General features: G+C 68.5%; 18 protein-coding genes. 9 read left to right on the forward strand and 9 right to left on the reverse strand.

Annotation, left to right across the window (positions count from 1 at the left end; translation table 11 throughout):
- The first annotated feature begins 86 nt into the window (after window positions 1-86).
- Genes ACQEU1_RS13110 through ACQEU1_RS13120 form a run of 3 tightly spaced genes read left to right on the forward strand, consistent with a single transcriptional unit; the run spans window position 87 to window position 5,112 of the window.
- Window positions 87-2,066 carry a glycosyltransferase gene (locus ACQEU1_RS13110; RefSeq protein ID WP_433199989.1) on the forward strand — a complete coding sequence of 660 codons (1,980 nt, stop codon included), beginning with the start codon at window positions 87-89 and terminating at the stop codon, window positions 2,064-2,066.
- A gap of 1 nt (window position 2,067) precedes the next feature.
- A complete protein-coding gene (gene asnB, locus ACQEU1_RS13115; protein ID WP_433199992.1) occupies window positions 2,068-3,891 on the forward strand; it encodes an asparagine synthase (glutamine-hydrolyzing) in 1,824 nt (607 codons plus the stop codon).
- 6 nt (window positions 3,892-3,897) lie between these two features.
- Window positions 3,898-5,112: an MFS transporter gene (locus ACQEU1_RS13120; protein ID WP_433199995.1), complete on the forward strand. Its 1,215-nt coding sequence runs from the start codon at window positions 3,898-3,900 to the stop codon at window positions 5,110-5,112.
- A gap of 47 nt (window positions 5,113-5,159) precedes the next feature.
- Here the strand turns inward: ACQEU1_RS13120 and ACQEU1_RS13125 are convergent, their stop codons facing one another.
- Entirely contained in the window at window positions 5,160-6,005 is an 846-nt protein-coding gene (locus ACQEU1_RS13125) for a glycosyltransferase (protein ID WP_433199998.1), read from the reverse strand.
- A 109-nt stretch (window positions 6,006-6,114) separates the two neighbouring features.
- Between ACQEU1_RS13125 and ACQEU1_RS13130 the strand changes: the two genes are divergently transcribed.
- From ACQEU1_RS13130 to ACQEU1_RS13140, 3 genes are read left to right on the forward strand one after another with little or no spacing between them, the layout of a single operon-like run.
- The gene (locus tag ACQEU1_RS13130) at window positions 6,115-7,140 is read left to right on the forward strand and encodes a glycosyltransferase (protein WP_433200001.1); all 1,026 of its coding nucleotides are present in this window, start codon (window positions 6,115-6,117) and stop codon (window positions 7,138-7,140) included.
- Complete coding sequence (locus ACQEU1_RS13135) at window positions 7,137-8,588, forward strand: lipopolysaccharide biosynthesis protein (protein ID WP_433200004.1); 1,452 nt, start codon at window positions 7,137-7,139, stop codon at window positions 8,586-8,588. Before ACQEU1_RS13130 ends, ACQEU1_RS13135 begins: the two co-directional genes overlap by 4 nt.
- A complete protein-coding gene (locus ACQEU1_RS13140; protein WP_433200007.1) occupies window positions 8,585-9,778 on the forward strand; it encodes a rhamnosyltransferase WsaF family glycosyltransferase in 1,194 nt (397 codons plus the stop codon). Before ACQEU1_RS13135 ends, ACQEU1_RS13140 begins: the two co-directional genes overlap by 4 nt.
- A 16-nt stretch (window positions 9,779-9,794) precedes the next feature.
- On the opposite strand, the gene ACQEU1_RS13145 is transcribed toward ACQEU1_RS13140, so the two are convergent.
- Window positions 9,795-10,760 (reverse strand): hypothetical protein, encoded by a 966-nt coding sequence (locus ACQEU1_RS13145; RefSeq protein WP_433200010.1) that lies wholly within the window; start codon window positions 10,758-10,760, stop codon window positions 9,795-9,797.
- 137 nt (window positions 10,761-10,897) lie between these two features.
- On the opposite strand from ACQEU1_RS13145, the gene ACQEU1_RS13150 reads away from it, so the two are divergent.
- Both ACQEU1_RS13150 and ACQEU1_RS13155 read left to right on the forward strand, forming a co-directional pair.
- Window positions 10,898-11,764 (forward strand): hypothetical protein, encoded by an 867-nt coding sequence (locus tag ACQEU1_RS13150; protein WP_433200013.1) that lies wholly within the window; start codon window positions 10,898-10,900, stop codon window positions 11,762-11,764.
- Window positions 11,743-13,071: an O-antigen ligase family protein gene (locus ACQEU1_RS13155; protein ID WP_433200016.1), complete on the forward strand. Its 1,329-nt coding sequence runs from the start codon at window positions 11,743-11,745 to the stop codon at window positions 13,069-13,071. Before ACQEU1_RS13150 ends, ACQEU1_RS13155 begins: the two co-directional genes overlap by 22 nt.
- 10 nt (window positions 13,072-13,081) lie before the next feature.
- Here ACQEU1_RS13155 and ACQEU1_RS13160 read toward each other — a convergent pair whose 3' ends face one another.
- The 4 genes from ACQEU1_RS13160 to ACQEU1_RS13175 all read right to left on the reverse strand — a co-directional run bounded on the left by ACQEU1_RS13160 (window position 13,082) and on the right by ACQEU1_RS13175 (window position 15,417).
- The gene (locus ACQEU1_RS13160) at window positions 13,082-13,621 is read right to left on the reverse strand and encodes an Imm1 family immunity protein (protein ID WP_433200019.1); all 540 of its coding nucleotides are present in this window, start codon (window positions 13,619-13,621) and stop codon (window positions 13,082-13,084) included.
- A gap of 67 nt (window positions 13,622-13,688) precedes the next feature.
- Window positions 13,689-14,063: a DddA-like double-stranded DNA deaminase toxin gene (locus tag ACQEU1_RS13165; RefSeq protein WP_433200022.1), complete on the reverse strand. Its 375-nt coding sequence runs from the start codon at window positions 14,061-14,063 to the stop codon at window positions 13,689-13,691.
- Between the two features lie 354 nt (window positions 14,064-14,417).
- Complete coding sequence (locus ACQEU1_RS13170) at window positions 14,418-14,531, reverse strand: DUF397 domain-containing protein (RefSeq protein WP_433200025.1); 114 nt, start codon at window positions 14,529-14,531, stop codon at window positions 14,418-14,420.
- A 37-nt stretch (window positions 14,532-14,568) separates the two neighbouring features.
- Window positions 14,569-15,417, reverse strand: coding sequence for a helix-turn-helix domain-containing protein (locus ACQEU1_RS13175; RefSeq protein WP_433200028.1), 849 nt, complete (start codon window positions 15,415-15,417; stop codon window positions 14,569-14,571).
- A 107-nt stretch (window positions 15,418-15,524) separates the two neighbouring features.
- On the opposite strand from ACQEU1_RS13175, the gene ACQEU1_RS13180 reads away from it, so the two are divergent.
- On the forward strand, window positions 15,525-16,256 hold the full coding sequence (locus tag ACQEU1_RS13180; RefSeq protein WP_433200031.1) for a maleylpyruvate isomerase family mycothiol-dependent enzyme: 732 nt from the start codon (window positions 15,525-15,527) through the stop codon (window positions 16,254-16,256).
- Window positions 16,257-16,297: 41 nt separating this feature from the next.
- Here ACQEU1_RS13180 and ACQEU1_RS13185 read toward each other — a convergent pair whose 3' ends face one another.
- Genes ACQEU1_RS13185 through ACQEU1_RS13195 form a run of 3 tightly spaced genes read right to left on the reverse strand, consistent with a single transcriptional unit; the run spans window position 16,298 to window position 18,581 of the window.
- Window positions 16,298-16,858, reverse strand: coding sequence for an acyltransferase (locus tag ACQEU1_RS13185; RefSeq protein WP_433200034.1), 561 nt, complete (start codon window positions 16,856-16,858; stop codon window positions 16,298-16,300).
- Window positions 16,858-17,937, reverse strand: a complete 1,080-nt coding sequence (locus tag ACQEU1_RS13190; protein ID WP_433200037.1) for a DegT/DnrJ/EryC1/StrS family aminotransferase — start codon at window positions 17,935-17,937, stop codon at window positions 16,858-16,860. The genes ACQEU1_RS13185 and ACQEU1_RS13190 overlap by 1 nt, the downstream gene beginning before the upstream one ends.
- Window positions 17,934-18,581 (reverse strand): acetyltransferase, encoded by a 648-nt coding sequence (locus ACQEU1_RS13195; protein WP_433200040.1) that lies wholly within the window; start codon window positions 18,579-18,581, stop codon window positions 17,934-17,936. The genes ACQEU1_RS13190 and ACQEU1_RS13195 overlap by 4 nt, the downstream gene beginning before the upstream one ends.

An 18,581-nucleotide genomic window follows, 5' to 3' on the forward strand; every position in this document is an offset into this window, starting at 1 on the left:
AATCTCGTAACGGAGGTTGCAAAAGGCTCGATGTACGCGCAGAGGCCCCAAAGCGAGGAGCGGTTGTGGAGCGGTCACCTGTCGCGGTGGTCATCGTCACTTACCAGAGCGAACAGGTCATCGGCGGATGTCTTGACTCCCTGCCGGATGACGTGAAAGTGATCGTCGTAGACAACGCCTCCACCGACGGAACTGTGGCGGCCGCCACTCGCCCCGGCGTGGAAATCGTGCGCAGTCCCGTCAACGGTGGATACGCCGCGGGTGTGAATTTGGGCATCAAAGCGGCAGAAGGACACGACGTTCTCATCTTGAACGCCGACATCCGGTTGCACCCAGGAGCCGTGGAATCACTCCGCGCCGCTGACAAACCGATCGTCGCGCCCAAGCTCGTCGACGAAAGCGGCGCGCTCTCCCTCTCGCTCCGCCGCGACCCGACCGCGCTGGGTGCCTTCGCGGAGGCGGCCATCGGCGGCGGACGGGCCGGCGCGATCGGCCTCGGCGAGACCGTCACGGACACGAAGGCCTACCAGGGCGCGCACCGGGCCGACTGGGCGACGGGCTGCGCGTGGCTGGTCAAGCGCGAGGTCATCGAGCGACACGGCCTTTTGGACGAACGGTACTTCCTCTATTCGGAGGAGACCGAGTACATGATCAGGGCCGGCGGCGTCTGGTTCGAGCCGCGCGCCGTGGTCACGCACATCGGTGGCGAGGTCTCCACGAACGCCCGCCTCTGGTCGATGCTCACCTCGAACAAGGTCCGCCTGCACCGCGAGCTGCACGGCCGGTTCGCCGCCGCGCTCATGTGGGTCGCCATGGTCGTGAACGAAGGGCTTCGCGCACGGTCGCCGAAGCACCGCACCGCGTTGAAGGGGCTGTTCAGCATGCGCCGCTGGCCGGAGGAAGTGGCCTCGGAGGGACCGAGCTACCTGTGCTTCTCGGCGCAGGACTGGTGGTACCACAACCGGGCCCACTCCGACTTCCAGCTGCTGCGCCGGGTCGCCAAGCACCGCAAGGTGCTGCTGGTCAACAGCATCGGCCTGCGGATGCCGTCGCCCGGCAAGAGCACGCAGTTCCTGCGCCGCATCCTCCGCAAGGCGGCGAGCGTCGCGAAGCTCGTCCGCCGTCCCATCGAGGACACGCCGAACTTCTACGTGATGACGCCCGCTCCCCTGCCGTTCTACGGCAAGCCGTGGCTGCGCAAGCTGAACTCCGTGCTGGTCCGCACCCAGGTCAAGGCCGTGTGCTTCTTCCTGCGCATGGGCACGCCCGTCGTCGTCGCCACCATCCCCACCGCGTGGGACGTCGTGGAGCCGATGAAGACCAAGGGCCTGATCTTCAACCGCTCCGACCGGCACTCCGCGTTCCCCGAGGCCGACCAGGGCACGATCGCCGCGCTGGAGAACCAGCTGCTGTCCAATTCGGACACCGTGCTCTACGTCTCCCGCGCGCTCCAGGAAGAGGAGTCGAGGCTCACCGGCGACCGCGCGCACTTCCTCGACCACGGCGTGGACGTCGACCACTTCACCCGCCGCACCGAGCTGCCGGCGGACATCGCGAGCGTCCCCGGCCCGCGCATCGGGTTCTTCGGCAGCCTCGACGACTACCTCGTCGACTTCGACCTGATCGAGAAGGTCGCGCAGGAGTTCCCCGAGGCGTCGGTCGTGCTGATCGGCGACGCCACCTGCTCGATGGAGCGCTACGAGAAGTACCCCAACGTGCACTGGCTCGACTTCCGCAGCTACGACACGATCCCGGGCTACGGCAGCGGGTTCGACGTGGCGCTGATGCCGTGGCTCGACAACGACTGGATCAAGCACGCCAACCCGATCAAGATGAAGGAGTACCTGGCCCTGGGCCTGGCCGTCGTGTCGACGGACTTCCCCGAGGTCGAGCGGTACGGCGACGTCATCCGGATCGCCAAGGGCGAGGCCGACTTCATCGACCAGATCCGCCTCACGCTCAAGGACGGCGGCCTGAAGACCCCGGCCGAACGCCGCGCGGCCGTGCTCACGTCGTCGTGGGACTCCCGGGCCCGTGAGCTCATGCAGATCGCGGAGGACCGCTGACATGTGCGGCATCGCAGGAATCAGACGGTTCGACGGCAAGCCCGTCTCGCGCGAGGTGCTCGCCGAGATGGCGAAGCGGCTGCACCACCGCGGCCCCGACGACAGCGGCTTCTGGAGCGAGGGCTCGGTCGGCTTCGCGCACACCCGGCTGTCGATCATCGACCTGGCCGGGTCGCCGCAGCCGATGGCGGGCGCGTCCGGCACGACGCAGATCGCGTTCAACGGCGAGATCCTGAACTACCGGCAGCTGCGCGAGGAGCTCAGCTACCCGTTCCGCACGAACGGCGACACCGAGGTCCTGCTGGCGCTCTTCGAGCAGCACGGGCCCCAAGCCGTCGAGAAGCTGCGCGGCCAGTTCGCCTACGCGGTCCACGACTCGAAGACGAACGAGACGCACCTCTTCCGCGACCGGCTCGGCATCCTGCCGCTCTACTACTACGCCGACGCGAAGATGTTCGCGTTCGCGTCCGAGATCAAGGCGCTGCTGCCCGCGATCGGCGCGGCCGAGGTCGACCACGAGTCGTTGCACGACTACCTGGCGCACCGCTCCGTGCCTGCTCCGCACACGCTGGTCCGGGGCGTGCGGAAGGTGCCGCAGGGCCACCACCTGGTCGTCACGACCGTGGGCGAGGTGCGCACCGCGCCGTACTGGGAGCTGCCGCGCGAGTCGGAGATCCGGTCCGTCACGCCCGAGGAGGCCGTGCGGCTCGTGGACGAGGCCCTGACGGCCTCTGTGCGCGACGCTCTGGTCGCGGACGTGCCGGTCGGCGCCTACCTGTCCGGCGGGGTCGACTCGTCGCTCATCACGGCTCTGGTGGCGCGGGAACGGGGTGACGCGGAGCTGCACACGTTCTCCGCGGGCTTCGGCGACCCGCGCGTGGACGAGATCCACCACGCCGAGAAGGTCGCGAAGCTCGTCGGCAGCAACCACCACAACGTGATCGTGACGGCCGACGACTTCCGCGACAGCTGGGCGAAGCTCTCCTGGCACCGCGACGCGCCGCTGTCCGAACCCGCCGACGTGGCCGTGTTCCGCCTCGCCGAACTGGCGCGCCGCGACGTCAAGGTCGTGCTGTCCGGCGAGGGCAGCGACGAGCTGTTCGGCGGCTACCCCAAGTACCGCTTCGCCCAGGCCACCCGCCTCGCCGGGTTCGCGCCGTCCGCGGCGTTGAAGCGCATCGAGAAGGCGCTGCCGGCGTCCAAGGCACGGCTGGGCATCGCGCTGCGGGCCATCGCCGAGCCGTCCTACGCCGAACGCATGCGCGGCTGGTTCGCCCCGTTCACGGTGGCCGAACGGGCGGCGCTGCTCGGCGGCCCGGCGACCCGCTCGGTGCTCGCGCCGTACGAGAACGGCCGCGGGGACGCGTTGCGGCGCATGCTCTACGCCGACTCGCACACCTGGCTCGCCGACAACCTGCTCGAGCGCGGCGACCGCATGTCGATGGCCGCGTCGCTGGAGCTGCGCCCGCCGTTCCTCGACCACCGGGTCGCGGAGCTGGCGTTCTCGCTGCCCAGCAACGTGAAGGTGCGCGGCGGCACGACCAAGTGGGTCGTGAAGGAGGTCGCGCGCCAGCACCTGCCGGCCGACATCGTCGACCGGCCGAAGTCCGGCTTCAAGGTGCCGCTCGACGCCTGGTTCCGCGACGGCCTGCGGGACATGGCCTACGACCTGCTCACCGGGCCCACGTCGTTCGTGGGCAAGACCTTCGACCGGGCCGCGGTGCGATCGCTGCTCGACGACCACGACTCGGGTGACCGCAACGAGCAGCCGCGCATCTGGACGCTGCTGTCCCTTGAGGTGTGGCACCAAACGCTCAGCTGGTAGGTGCCCATGTACGTCGCGTCCTCCCGACCGTCCAAGACGGACTTCCGCAAGCGGTTGCCCGGCACGGTGTTCGCGCTCGGCACGGTCAGCCTGCTGACCGACGTCTCCGCCGAGATGATCACCGCGTTCCTGCCGGTGTACCTGCTGTTCACGCTGAACCTGGGCTACGCGCAGTTCGGCCTGTTGGACGGCATCTACACCGGCGCCACGGCCGTGCTGCGGCTGGTCGGAGGCGGCATCTCGGACAAGTTCCGCAAGCCGAAGGCCGTCGCGGCCGCCGGCTACGGGCTGTCGGCCGTCACCAAGGTGTTCTTCCCGCTGGTCGGCGCCTCGCCGTTCGGGATCGGCGCGCTGATGGCGGCGGACCGGGCGGGCAAGGGCATCCGGACGGCGCCGCGCGACGCGATGATCTCGCTGGCCACGCCGGAGGACCGGCTCGGGGCGGCGTTCGGCGTGCACCGCACGATGGACACGTTCGGCGCGCTGGTCGGGCCGCTGATCACGTTCGTGCTGCTCTTCCAGATCGGGACGGTGCCGGGGCCGATCTTCGCGGTGTCGGCGGCGTTCGCGGTCATCGGGCTGATCGTGCTGATCGCGTTCGTGCGGGACACGCCGGCGGACAGGAAGCCGAAGGGGCCGCGGCCGTCGTTCCGCGCGGGCCTCGACCTGCTGACCGACCGGGCGTTCCGGCGGACCACGATCTCGGCCGGCCTGCTGGGGCTCGCGACGGTGTCGGACGCGTTCGTCTACGTGCTGGTGCAGAAGGCCACGAACATCTCGCTGAGCTACCTGCCCCTGCTCCCGCTCGGCACGGCGGTCGTCTTCCTCGCGGCCGCCGCGCCGCTCGGGAAGCTCGCGGACCGCGCAGGGCGCTGGCGGATGTTCCTCGCCGGGCACGGGCTGCTGCTGGGCGTGTACGCGCTGCTGTTCATCCCCGAGGGCGGGATGGGTGTGGCGATCGTCGCACTGCTGCTGCACGGGCTGTTCTACGCGGCGACGGACGGCGTGCTGTCGGCCAAGGTGAGCGAGTCGGCGCCGGAGTCGTTGCGCGCCTCGGGGCTCTCGGTCGTGCAGACGGGCCAGGCGCTCGGGCGTCTCGTTTCGTCCGTCGCTTTTGGACTTCTTCTGCAGTTCTCGAACTTTTCACTCAGCGTCACGGTGGCGCTGTGCGCACTCACCGTGACGCTGATCGCTGCTGCGTTGATTCAAGAACAGAAGTGAGTCCGCTCTCGCTCACGAGAAAGCGCTCGTGAGCGAGAGCGGAGGCCTCAACCGCGAGACGCCAGCTTCTGCTTGATCTTCTCGAAGCCGCCCTTGCCGAGGACCTTCATGGCCGCGTTCTTCGCGGCCACGCGGCCCGAGTCGCGCACGAACCGGATCGGCTGGTCGACCAGCCGGTCCTGCGCGACGGCGAGCGTCCTGGGCGCCTGGACGTCGTCGAGCGAGTCGCCGAACGAGGTCCTGTACGGCTCGGGCGAGACGAGCCGGCCGCGTGTGCGGTTCGACACGTTGCCGCCGTGCACGACCTGCAGCCAGCCGGGCGCGCCCTCGAGCTCGACCACCGGGAAGTGCAGGTGCATGTGGTTGTGCCAGTGCGCCCAGCAGGTCACCGGCTCGTCCCAGGACTCGCGGACGCTGACGAACGCGTTGTGCCGGTCGACCCGGTGGTAGAGGCCGCCCGGCGACTTGATCAGGCCGTTGACCAGGTAGTACGCCGCGGTCGTGGTCGGGCGCGGGGCGGCGCAGAGGCGTTCCACGAAGTCGACCGCGAGGCCGTCGTCGTTGTCGAGGTTGGTGGTGATGAGTTCCTCGCCGACCTGACCGAAAAGCGACCGGATGTCCGATCTGAGCTCTTCCCGCGACACTTCCGGACGGTAAACGGGCGTGTACGCGTCACCGTGGGAGGCGATTTTGTCCTTGAGCCATTGCGGTGATTCGGGGTCGAAGTAGATGAGCCACCGCGTCCGTTTGTCCGTCTGCGCGAGCACCGATGGCAGGCAGTAGCGCTCGAACAGCGCAACGCGTTCGGTCAGCCATCCTTCCTTTGCCCGGACGTAACTTTCGGCGCCCTTTGACGGCAGGTTGAAGCGCGTCAGGATGACGTGGTCGGCCATGACTCCCCTTACTCCGGTCACCCGTACATCGTGTGCCGGACCCAAAACGTTGCGGCGCTAACGAATGCGCGGGGATACCGATAGCTAGGTTGTGCCAACGCTTCCCACAGTGGACGTCGTGATCCCCTGTTACAACTACGCCCACTTCCTGCCGACGTGCGTCCGCAGCGTCCTGGACCAGCCAGGCGTGGACGTGCGGGTGCTGGTGATCGACGACACGTCCTCGGACAACACGCCCGAGGTGATGGCCGAGCTGATGGCCGCCGACAAGCGCGTCGAGGGCTACCGGCACGAGGTGAACAAGGGGCACATCGCCACCTACAACGAGGGCCTGCTGGACTGGGCGACCGCCGACTACACGGTCCTGCTGTCCGCGGACGACCTGCTGGCGCCGGGAGCGTTGCAGCGCGCCGCCGCCGTCTTCGAGCAGAACCCCTCGGTGGGCATGGTCTACGGCCGGGTCGTCTACTACAGCGACCACGACGCGTTGCCGAAGATCACCCAGCTGCCGGTCACGTCCAAGGTGTGGCGCGGCGAGGACTGGATCGAGAACCGCTTCCGCAGCAGCCGCAACGTGATCTCCTCGCCCGAGGTCGTGGTGCGCACCAAGGTCCAGCAGAAAGTGGGCGGCTACCGCGCCGACCTCCCCCACGCGGGCGACCTGGAGATGTGGCTGCGGATCGCGGCCGTGTCGGACATCGGGTACGTGTCCGGCAAGCCCGGCGCGTACTACCGGGTGCACGAGAACTCGATGATGCGCACGACGTTCAAGTCCGTGTTCGCCGACCTGGAGCAGCGCCGCGACGTGTTCGACCTGGTGCTCGCGGAGAACCCCGGGCTGCCCGGCCGGCTGCGCTCGATGGCGCGCAAGGCGATCGCCGCGGACGCGTTGTGGCGCGCGGTGCGGCTGCACGACCGCAACCAGCTCGACGGCACCGAGCAGGAGCTGCTGGACTTCGCCCGCGAGACCTACCCGGAGCTGGAGACGCTGCCCGAGTACAGGGCTCTGCAGCGGCGCAAGAAGTTCAGCCCGGAGTTCCTGAGCAGGACTCAGCTCTTCCTCGCCCCGCACGCGGTGAAGAGGGCGAAGCTGTGGATCGGCACGCAAAAGTGGAAGTGGCGGGGCGAGCGGTGAGCACGGTCGAGCAGGACAAGGGTCAGCTCGAAGGCCGCGTCTCGTCGGCCATCCGCTGGAGCGCGATCAACTCGCTGCTGCAACGTCTCGCCGCGGTCGGCATCAGCATCCTGCTGGCCCGCCTGATCGCCCCCGAGCAGTTCGGCGTCTTCGCGGTCGCGCTGGTCGTCCTCAACATCGTCCTCAGCGTCTCCGAACTGGGCGTCAGCGCGGCCCTCGTCCGCCACAACGGCCCCATCGACGAGATGGCCCCGACCGTCACGACGCTGTCCCTCGCTTCGGGCGGTCTTCTCGCGTTGATCTGCGTGGTCGGCGCACCCTGGTTCTCCGGCGCCATGGACGCCCCCGAGGCGACCGGCGTCATCCAGCTCATGTCCGTGGCGCTCGTGATCGCGGGCGCGACGGCGGTGCCGGGCGCGATGATGCAGCGCAACTTCCGGCAGGACCACAAGTTCTACGCCGACACCGCCGCGTTCGTCTGCGGCACGGCGGTGGCCGTCGTGCTGGCGCTGATGGGTTTCGGGGCGTGGAGCCTCGCGTGGCAGCGGATCGCGCAGAACCTCTCCGCGGCCGTCATCATGTTCTGGCTCACCAAGGACCGGTTCCGGCCCGGCTGGAACTCCGCGCAGGCCAAGGAACTCCTCGCGTTCGGCCTGCCGCTCGCCGGGTCGAGCCTGCTGATCTTCGGCGTGATGAACGTCGACTACATCGTGGTCGGCGCCGTCCTGGGAACGGTGCCGCTCGGCTTCTACCTGCTGGCGTTCAACCTCGCGAGCTGGCCGGTGGCGGCGTTCAGCGCCCCGGTGCGCAGCGTGTCGCTGGCCGCGTTCTCCAAGGTGCGCGAGGACCCCGAGCTGTTCCAGAAGGCGTTCGGGCGCGCACTCGGGCTGCTGGCTCTCGTCACGGTGCCGGCGTGCGTGTTGCTGGCGGCGTTGGCCGATCCGCTGATCCGCGTGGTGTACGGCGAACGGTGGGCGCCCGCCGCGGCCGCGCTGGCGTTGCTGGTGCTACTGGGAGCGGTCAGGGTCGCTTTGGAGCTCGGGTACGACTTCCTCGCGTCCGCCGGGCGGTCCAAGGCGATCCTGGTGATCCACCTGGTGTGGCTCGGGGCGCTCGTGCCGTTGCTGGCGCTGGGCGCGCACCTCGACGGCATCCGGGGCGTGGCGGCGGCGCACGTCGTCGTGGCGGTGCTGATCATCACGCCCGCGTACCTGATCACGTTCAAGCCGTACGGCATCAGGGCGGGGGCGCTCGGCGTCCGGCTGCTGCGGCCGTTCCTCGGCGGTGTGCTCATGGTCGCGGTGGTGCTGGCGATCAGGAACGTGATCGACAGCCAGTTGTTGCAGATCCTCGTCGGCGGGGCGGCGGCGTGCCTCGCGTACGCGGTCGTCGTGTTCCCGATGCGGCATGAGGTCATTGCGGTGCTGAAGAAGAGGGCAGGCGCGTGAGACGGCTGAGGCAGGTCACGAAGATCGTCCGCGAGCAGGGCGCGAAACAGCTCGGCGCCCGGTTGCTCACGGCCGCGTCGCGCCGGCTCGGGGTCGAGGGCGAGGACCTGCCCGTCCGGCTGGAGGACGTGCGCGCGGCGGACGTCGAGCAGCGCAAGCCGGTCGTCATCCCGCCGATCCCGCAGGACGGCAAGCTCACGGTCAACTGGGTCACCACTCCCCCGTCCAAGGGGTCCGGCGGCCACACCACGATGTTCCGGCTCATCCGGCACCTCGAGGACCTGGGGCACCGCTGCGACCTCTACCTGTACGACACGTTCGGCAACACCGTCGCCGACCTCGAACCCGGCATCCGCGCCGCGTTCCCGTTCTTCAAGGGCCGCATCCGCGACGTCACGGACGGCATGGCGGACGCCCACGCGGTGTTCGCCACGGCGTGGATCACCGCGTACCCGGCGTTCAACGACCCGTGCGCCGGCAAGAGGTTCTACCTCGTGCAGGACTACGAACCGTGGTTCTACCCGCAGGGCGGCCTGTACGCGCTGGCGGAGAACACCTACCGGATGGGCATGCACGGCTTCACGGCCGGGCGGTTCCTCGCCGACAAGGTCCGCGACGAGCACGGCATGCCCGCCGACCACTTCGACTTCGGTTGCGACGCCGACAGGTACAAGCTCGGCGGCGAGAAGCGTGACGGCATCGTCTTCTACGCCCGCAAGAAGGCCCCGCGCCGGGCGTACGAGCTCGGTGTGCTGGCGTTGGAGGTCTTCGCGGCGAAGCACCCCGATCTCAAGATCCACGTCTACGGCGAGAAGATCGGCGACCTCGGCCCGCAGTTCGTCGACCACGGCCTGGTCACGCCGGACGACCTCAACGCCATCTACAACCGCTGCTTCGCCGGGTTGTCGCTGTCGATGACCAACGTGTCCCTCGTGCCGCACGAGATGCTCGCGGCGGGCTGCATCCCCGTCGTGAACGACGCGCACTTCAACCGCGTGGTCCTGGACAACGACCACGTCCGGTACGCGGCACCCACCCCGCACTCACTGGCGCGTGCTTTGTCCGAAGTGGTCACAACGCCGGACTTCGACGCGACCGCACGCGCGGCCGCGTCCAGTGTGGAGGGACGTTCCTGGGATGCGGCAGGCCATGAGCTCGAGAAGGTGCTCCGCCGCGAACTCGCCACGTGACGCGCGCGGACGTTCCTCACATGACGGGCGAAGGCGACGTCGCCTCGGGGATCAGCACCCGCGCGGGCTGCGACCCGTCCGCGGGCGCGACGTGAACCGCGGGCAGCTTGGCGTCCTTCGGCACGGCGGCGAACGCGACCTCGTTCTCGTTCAGCCACGTGGTCTGGTCGTCGATGCCCGCGGTGCCGGGCAGGCGCTTCTCCTCGTTGGTGGCGAGGTCGAGCACCGCGAGGTCCCACGGCCCGAGACGGCCGATGCGCTTCTTGTAGGCGACCTTCGTGCCGTCCGGCGACAGCGACGGGCATTCCGCGTCACGGCGCAACGACGTCACGGACTTCGTCGTGAGATCGCCCTTCACCAACCAGGTGAACCCACCACTCGCCAGGGTGGCGTAGAAGGTCCTGTCGTCCGCACCGACGGTCAGACCCCAGTAGTTGGCGTCACTGGCCGTGAGCGGAGCACCCTCCACAGTGGCGGCGAAGTGCTCCAGCGACTCGGCCGTCTCGCCGGTGCGCAGGTCGTAAAATCCCGTTCGGGTGGAAAAGCCTCCGGGGACCGAGTACGAGTCGCCCGTGACGAAACTGGTCCACGACACCACGTTCCCGGACTGCGAGACCTTCGCCCGGCTCGGGATGCCCGGCAGCCCGACGGTCTTCACGACCTTGCCGTCGCGGCTCACCTCGGCCGAGTAGGTCGGTCCCGGACCGGAGAGCTTGAGGCACACGCTCGTGCCACCGGCGGCGTAAAACCGCTGGCAGACCAGCTCCGTCGGGGTGCGGGAGCCGCTGTCGGCGAGCTTCTCGACCCGGTTCTGGCCACCCGCGAGATCGACGAAGAGAAGATCGCCGGTCCTGGCCTGCGACACCTGTTCGGCGCCCGCCGGCTGCTTCGCGTCGGTGGCCGCTGTCACGACGTAAGCCGTTGTGCCACCGATGACCACGAGAATGGCCGCGACGGTCACGGTCAGACGTCCTGCACGCATGCTGCCTCCTGGATTCCCTTCCTTCATCGCTCGTCAGCTACGGCCTGTAACAGTTGGCAGCTCACCCCGATTTTCAAAGCAGGCGATACCCTACGGACATTGCGTTCGCAAGACCGAGCCGCGGATCGGGGATTTTGATGGACTTCTGGGGAACCGTACGAGTGCTGCGGCGGCGGTGGTACATCGCCCTGCCCGCAGTGCTGCTCACGGGGATCCTCGCGCTGTACGTCTACATCACCGTGCCCACGCGGTACGAGTCGAGCGGCGTGCTGGTCCTCACCTCCCCCGCGGCGGGCGGCCGCTACACGGCCAACACCAAGCCAGAGGACGTCGTCAAGGTCAACCCGCTGCTGCAGTTCGACGGCAGCCTCACGACCACCGCGCAGATCCTCACCCAGATCCTGGGCGACCCGAAGACCGCGGAAGAGCTGGCGGGCAAGGGCTCCACGTCCGTCTACACCGCCAACACCGGCCCGGTCGGCGGCCCGCTGCTGTTCATCACGACCGAGTCCGACTCGGCCGAGTCGGCGGAGGCGCTCGTCGGCAAGGTGCTCGACAAGACCGTCGCAGAGCTCGCGGCGCAGCAGAAGGCGCTGAGCGCACCCGAGCAGACGTTCATCACCGCGCAGGTCCTGGTGAAGCCGACGACGGCCTCGGCCAAGATCGGCGGCAAGGTCCGCTACGTCGGCGCGGCCACGGTCGTGCTGCTCCTGCTGACGCTCGCCTCGACGTTCGCCGCCGACTCGATCATGCTGAAGTCGAAGCGCCGCAAGGAAGGCAAGGACAAGGACGGGAAGGACAGCAAGGACGACACCGGCCCGGCACCGTCCGAGAAGGACACCACGCCGGCCCCCGTCGCCCCGGTCCGTCCCCAGCCCCAGAGCAACGGCAACGGCGGCCCCCCGCAACGTCCCGTTCCGCAGGGCGTGCCGAACGCGCACCAGAAGACCGTCATCATCGCCGCTCCCAAACCTGACCCGGCATGGCCGACGAAAGACGACTGACCGCCCAGCGAGCCGACGGCGCCACCCTCCTCATCTTCTACATGGTGGCGCTGCTGGTCGTCCCGGCCAGGTTCACGATCGCGTTCGTCCCGATCACGCTGCCCCCGGCGTTGTTCATGGCGATGTGCCTCATGGTCGTGTGGTTCGCCGCGCACCTGGTCGACCACCTCGGCATGGCCAAGGGCCGCAACGCCGTCCGCACGATCCTCGCGATCTACGTGATCCTCCACCTGATGACGTACGCGCTCGCGACGCGGCGCTACCTGCCGATCGACGAGCTGTCGGTGTCGGACTCGGCGCTGATCAGAATCGTGTCGATGTCGGCGCTGGCGGTGTTCATCTGCGACGGCGTCCGCAACGGCGAGCGCCTGAGCCGCGCCCTGCGGGTCATGGTGGCGTGCCTGACGGTCAGCGCGTTCGTGGGCCTGTTCCAGTTCGGCCTGGGCCTCGACCTCGCCTCGTACATCACGCTGCCGGGCCTGCGCGTGCAGGACAACGGCTACTCGGCGCTGGAGTCGCGCTCCATCTTCTTCAGACCGGCCGGCACGGTGAACCACCCGATCGAGTTCGGCCTGGTCTGCGTCCTCGGCGTGCCGTTCGCCGCGCACATGGTCTTCCGCGCGAAGGACAAGGGCGAACCGGTAGGCCGCTGGTGGCTCGCGTTGTCGCTGCTGGCCCTGATGTCGATCCTGTCGCTGTCCCGCACCGCCATCCTCGGCCTGGTGATCACGGGCATCGTGATGGCGATCCTGCTCCCCCGCGAACGAGGCCTGCCGCTGCTGGGCGTCGGCGCGGTGTTCCTCGGCGGCGCCTCGGTCGTCGTGCCGGGCCTGTTCGGCACGGTCACGTCGATGTTCTCGAACATCGAGGACGACCCGTCGTTCCAGGGCCGCACCAAGGACTACGACGGCGCGTGGCTGGAGATCGCCAAACACCCGTGGCTGGGCAGAGGCTTCGGCACGTTCCTGCCGTCGAAGTACACGATCCTCGACAACCAGTACCTGCTGACGATGATCGAGAACGGCTACCTGGGCCTGATCGCCTTCGTACTGCTGTTCCTGGGCGGCATCTTCGCTGCTTTGAGGGCACGCGCCCTCTCCCGCGACGAGGACATCCGCGGCATCGCCATGTGCCTGGTGGCGTCGCTGCTGACGTCCGCGCTGGGGGCGGCGACGTTCGACGAGCTCGCGTTCAGTGTCGCTACGGGCATGACGTTCATGCTGATAGGTGTGTCGGGGGCGTTGCTGCGAATAGCGAAACGGGAGGCCGACGAACGCAAGGCGGCCGAGGTCAGCGCAGCCAGCTGACCGCCTCCGTTCAGAAGACGTCCGACTCCTGCCAGTCGACACATGTGGGACGCTGCCCTGTTTCGGCCAGTTCCTTCAGCGCCTCGCACAGCTTTTCCCACGAGATGGCAGCATCGGCCGGGAACCGCGTACGGGTGTCGAAGTCCACGAAGAGATCGGCCTCGTGATCGTCTGGCCGACGAACAGCCACGCCCGGTGTGCACGAGCCCTTCGTGACCCAGGCCCGCATCACGCCCTCGGGCGGTTCCTCAGCAGTGTCGTCTCCCTCGTCGACCCGATCGCCAACCGGTAGGAAGCCGGGCAGCCCCATCACGTGGATCGCCGCGACACGGCGATCCACGTCGAAGGCGAACTTGAGCTGGTGGTCTGGCAAGTTCAGGGGACCATCGCAAGTGGGACGGTCCTTCACACAGACCACCGTCGGGTGAAACTGCTCGTGCGCGAGCACCTCGCCGAGGACACGATCGAGATCGGCACTCGACTCCACGGTGACGGGATCGTCCGCATCGCTCGTTTCCGTGAAGTACCAGAAGTCGAGAGCGTGCTTCAACTTGTGCTCCTGCCGTGGAAAGTACGGGTCTTTCTCGGATCGTGCACCGTCATGGACTGTCCCGGTTTCAGGATGAGGGTACGAGGTTCTTGCAGGAGTAAGGACCAGCGCACATCGGAGAGTTGATGACCAGGTCGACGTGCGTGTCCCCACTGTTGCGGAGTCGCCACGCCACCTTGCCCTCCACGTGCTCGCCGGTGGTGACCCTTCCAGGCCCGGTTCGCGGGAAGCCCTCGGTCCGCAGGTGTTCAGCGATCGCCTGATACTCACCCCGAGAGTCCTGACCGCTTTGAACCACATCGGAGTTGCCGTCCTGATCCCGGTAGAACCCGCTGGTGACGTAGGTCGGCAGATGCTCTCGCTGCCGATCGGCCCAGGCCGGTTCAGGGGGCGTGGGTGTCGGCAGGCTCGGTGCCGCACGCGCCGAGTGACCGGGAAGCACCGGTGGTGGGGCGGGGACGGTACCGCCAAAGGTCGCGCGGTACGACTCAACCCGTTGACACCCAACAGCGATGATCTCGGACAGTCGCGCGACCCGTCCACGACCTCAGACCACGCCTGAACCGCCGCAGTGAACTCTTCCTCGGCGCGGCCGGATCCCCGCATGACCTCGGCCAGCAGCCTCGCTGCCTCTTCGGCAAAAAGCCCCGCTTGCAGCAGGGCCGCGTTCGACTCGTCGGCCTTGGTCACGACGCGATTCAGAGCATCGGCGATCTCTTCGAACGTCGCCACGTACACCCCCGTCCCCGATCCAGGGGATCTGGCGCGACTTGCCGGCGGAGAAGGTTTGCTCAGGTCAGCTCAGCCAGCTGACCAGGCTGCGCCAGGCGGGGCAGGAGAACGCGAGGACGTCACCGTCCGCGTTCTTCGAGTCCCGGATGAGGGCGTCCTGGGCCAACGACACCTCCACGCAGTCACTGTCGATGTTGTCGGTGCTGTATGAACTTTTACGCCAGGTCCGTTCGCCAGTCATGAAGGTCCTCTCGAAGGCCGCTGATGTACTCCACCAGCTTGGCCTTCGATTGTTCCTCACTCAGCGCGACCTCATCCAGTCGCTCGAAGAGCGTCCGGCTCCACGTCAGGGCAGCGGCGTCCTGGGCGAACACCTTGGCCAAGCCCGTCTCCATGTAGGCAAGCGGAGCCGCTTTGTCGAACTCGAACACCGAGCACTTCGACTGGAACGCCTCACCCCTGATGTGAGCCGGCACGACTCGCACGATGCCCGCGTTGTAGATGAGACGCAGGTATTGATCTTCCATGATCTTGGCATCGCCAATTCGCCATTGGAGTGCCAGTTCGTGCACGTAGAACACGGTGTGTGGGCGATACGGCCGCTGCCAGATGCTCTGCCGCCCCATTCGGCGCTCGACGCCAGTCCCGACGTCTTGCGGTGTCAGACCTGAGTCCAAGAACATCGCCCGCATGAAGGCCTCCGTTTGCAGGAGGCCCGGGATCGACAGGATTTCGTACACGAACATCTTCTTGGCCATCGATTCGACCATGGCGAGCGTGCGCAGGTTGTCTGGGGTCTGCACGAAGTACAGATCGAAGGCGTGGCGATAGCGGTTGGCGAAGTCCTGGAGGTAGTCGAGGCCCTTGTCGCACACCGCCAGGTACTGGGCGAGGTCGATCTCGGTCGGCCGGACCTTGCCGGTCTCGATGTTGGAGACCTTGCTCGGGTCCCACCCCAGTTTCACCGCCATCGCGCGGCCACCCAGACTGGTGGCGGCTTCGCGCAGGCTGCGGAGTTCGTCGCCCAGGTCGCGGCTGTACGCGGTGGAAATGATCGCAGTCATCTCCCGGACGCTAACTGTTGAAGCAGCTCCAATGAACGGCTCGTACGGGTGAAAACGGACGCCAAAACCGCTGGCAGACCGTTTAACGTCAGTGGTAGACAGCGAACGTGCACACCCCACCCGCGTTCCCCGAGCTCCTCCGCCTGATCGAGGAGCGGACCGCCGCGTTCTGCGACACGATCGCCGCCGCGCCCGACCTCGACGCCTCGGTGCCGACGTGCCCCGGCTGGACGTTGTTCGACCTCGTCGCGCACCTCGGCAACGGCCGCCGCAAGTGGGCGGGCATCGTCGTCGACGGCCCCACCGACTTCCAGCCGGAGGAACCCTCGCGCGAGGGCCTGCTGGAGTGGATGGCGGAGTCGGCCCGGCTGCTCGTCGCCGCGCTGGAGAAGGCGGGTCCTGACCGCGAGTGCTGGGGCTGGTGGGGCGACTCGCAGACGCCGCTGACCGTGGCCGCTGCGGCTCGCCGCCAGGTTCACGAGATCGCGGTCCACACCTACGACGCCCAGCTCTCGGCGGGCGCGCCGCGGCCCGTGCCGGCGGAGATCGCGGTCGATGGCGTGGACGAGTTCCTGATGACGTGCTTCTCGACGTCCACCCCGTTCCCGTGGGAGCCCGCCGTCGCCGAGTACTACGTCGACGAGGGCCGTTCGTGGCGGATCACGGTGTCCGAGGCGGGTGCGCGGATCGGTGAGGCTCAGGGCGGTGCCGACGCCACGGCGCGCGGGGCGGCGCACGACTTCCTGATGTCGCTGTACGGGCGTGGCGGGCTCGAACCGTTGCGGCTCGAAGGCGATGTCCGGGTGTTCGACCAGTTCGTGGCCTGGGAACCCGAATGACACGAGCGAGGCCCCCGGATTCCGGGGGCCTCGACGACTGCTCAGACGGCTTTCAGGCCGTCCGGGGTCTGCTCGTGCCGGGTGCCGCACTCGGGGCACGAGAGATCATCTGAGAGCCTCGCCCCGCAGGCGCAGACCCAGCCCTTCACCACCGCCGGGTTGCCCGCCACGAAAGCGTGCGCGGGCACCGACTTGGTCACGACCGCGCCGGCCGCCGCGAACGCGTGCTCGCCGATCTCCGTGCCGCACACCACGACCGTGCCGGCGCCCAGGGTGGCGCCGCGGCGGACCAGGGTGGTCTCCAGGGCGTCGCCGGTCTTCTTGACGTGCGCGCGGGGGCGCAGGTCGTTGGTGAAGAGCACGTTCGGGCCGAGGAACACGTCGTCCTCGCACGTCACGCCGTCGAAGACCAACGTGCCGTTCTTGACCGTCACGTTGTTGCCCAGGACGGCACGCGACTCGACGAACGCGCCGTCGCAGATGTTGCAGTCACGGCCGATGCGCGCGCCTGGCAGCACGTGCGCGAACGCCCACACGCGGGTGCCGTCGCCTACGTCGTCGGACTCGCACAGGCCGTGCGGGTGCACGCGGACACCGGACATCAGAGCGCCTCCTTCAGGGCCTGGACCACGCGGGCCTGCTGCGCCTCGGTGATCTCCGGGAACAGCGGCAGCGACAGCAGTTCCGCGGCCGAAGACTCGGCCACCGGGAAGGTACCGGAGAGGTGGGCGAACGCGCCGGTCTTGTGCAGCGGCGTCGGGTAGTGGATGCCGGCGCCGATTCCGGCCTTGTGCAACGAGGACAGCACTCGGTCGCGGTCGGCCACGCGCACGACGTAGAGGTGCCAGACGGGCAGATTGCCGTCCAACACCACAGGAACGCGGACGCCGGCGACGTCGGCGAGCATCTCGGTGTAGCGGGAGGCGGCCGCGCGGCGGGCCTGGTTCCAGGCCTCCAGGCGGCGCAGCTTTGCGGACAGCACCACGGCTTGGAGCGTGTCGAGGCGGCTGTTGAAGCCGAGCACCGGGTGCTCGTACTTGCGCGGCGACCCGTGCTCGCGCAGCAGGCGGACCGACTCGGCCACAGCGTCCGAAGTGGTCAGAACGGCACCGCCGTCGCCGTACGCGCCGAGGTTCTTGCCGGGGTAGAACGAGGTCGCGGCCGCGACGCCCAGCCCACCCACGGCGACACCGTTGCGGCGGGCACCCTGGGCCTGGGCGGCGTCCTCGACGACCGGCACACCAGGAGGCAGCAGCTCGACCGGGGCGGCCTGGCCGTACAGGTGCACCGGCACAACAGCTTTGGTGCGCGAAGTGACCACAGAGGACACCTGCGACGTGTCGATCAGCAGCGTGTCGTCCACGCAGTCCACGAGCACGGGCGTCGCGCCGCAGCGGGCGACGGCCTCGGCCGTGGCGATGAAGGTGTTGGCGGGCAGCACGACCTCGTCGCCGTGGCCGACGCCCAGCGCACGCAGCGCCAGTTCGATGGCGTCGGTGCCGTTGCCGACACCGATGACGTGCGGAACTTCCTGGTAGGCAGCGAATTCCGACTCGAACCTGGCGACCTGGGGGCCGCCGATGAAGGCCGTCGTCTTGAGCACCTCTGCCCAGCCGTCGGCCACCTCGTCGGCCACCTGCTCGTGCTGGGCACGCAGGTCCACCAGCGGAATCTCGATCACGCGCTCTCCCCACGCAACGGGCGGGCCGGCACGCCGGCCCACGTCTCTCCTGCCGGAACGTCCTGCAGGACAACGGCTCCCATGCCGATCACGGCACCGGCGCCGATCTTCAACCCCTCGCGCACCATGGCTCCCTGTCCCAGGTACGCGGCCTCCCCGACGTGCACGGTTCCCGCGAGCGAGGCGCGGCCGGCGAACGTGACGCCGTCCGACACCTCGTCGTCGTGGGTGATCAGCACCTGGGGCATCGCCACCACGTGCCGTCCAACAGAAAGCGGGGTCGTGATCACGACACCCGCCAGCAAAATCGATCCGGCGCCCACAGAGGCGCCGGAGGTGACGGCCGCCGGGTGCACGACGGTCGCCCATCGCTCGTCCGGCAGGTCCAGTCGCCGAGCCACGTTCAGCCGGACGAGCGACCGTCGTGCGCTGGCGATGCAGAGCACGACAGCCGCGTCCGGGTACTCGCTCAAGGCGTCGAGCCCGCCCAGCACGGGCACCCCGTCGATCAGGGTGCCGTGCAGGGCGGTGGAGTCGTCGAGGGCCCCGATCGGGTTCCACGTCTCCGGGAGGAGGCGGACCGCCGCGAGAGTTTCGCGGGCGAGTCCGCCTGCTCCGACGAGCAGCAGTGGCCTTGCGGTCAC

It is taken from the genome of Lentzea sp. CA-135723, assembly GCF_050936595.1.
Classification (GTDB): domain Bacteria; phylum Actinomycetota; class Actinomycetes; order Mycobacteriales; family Pseudonocardiaceae; genus Lentzea.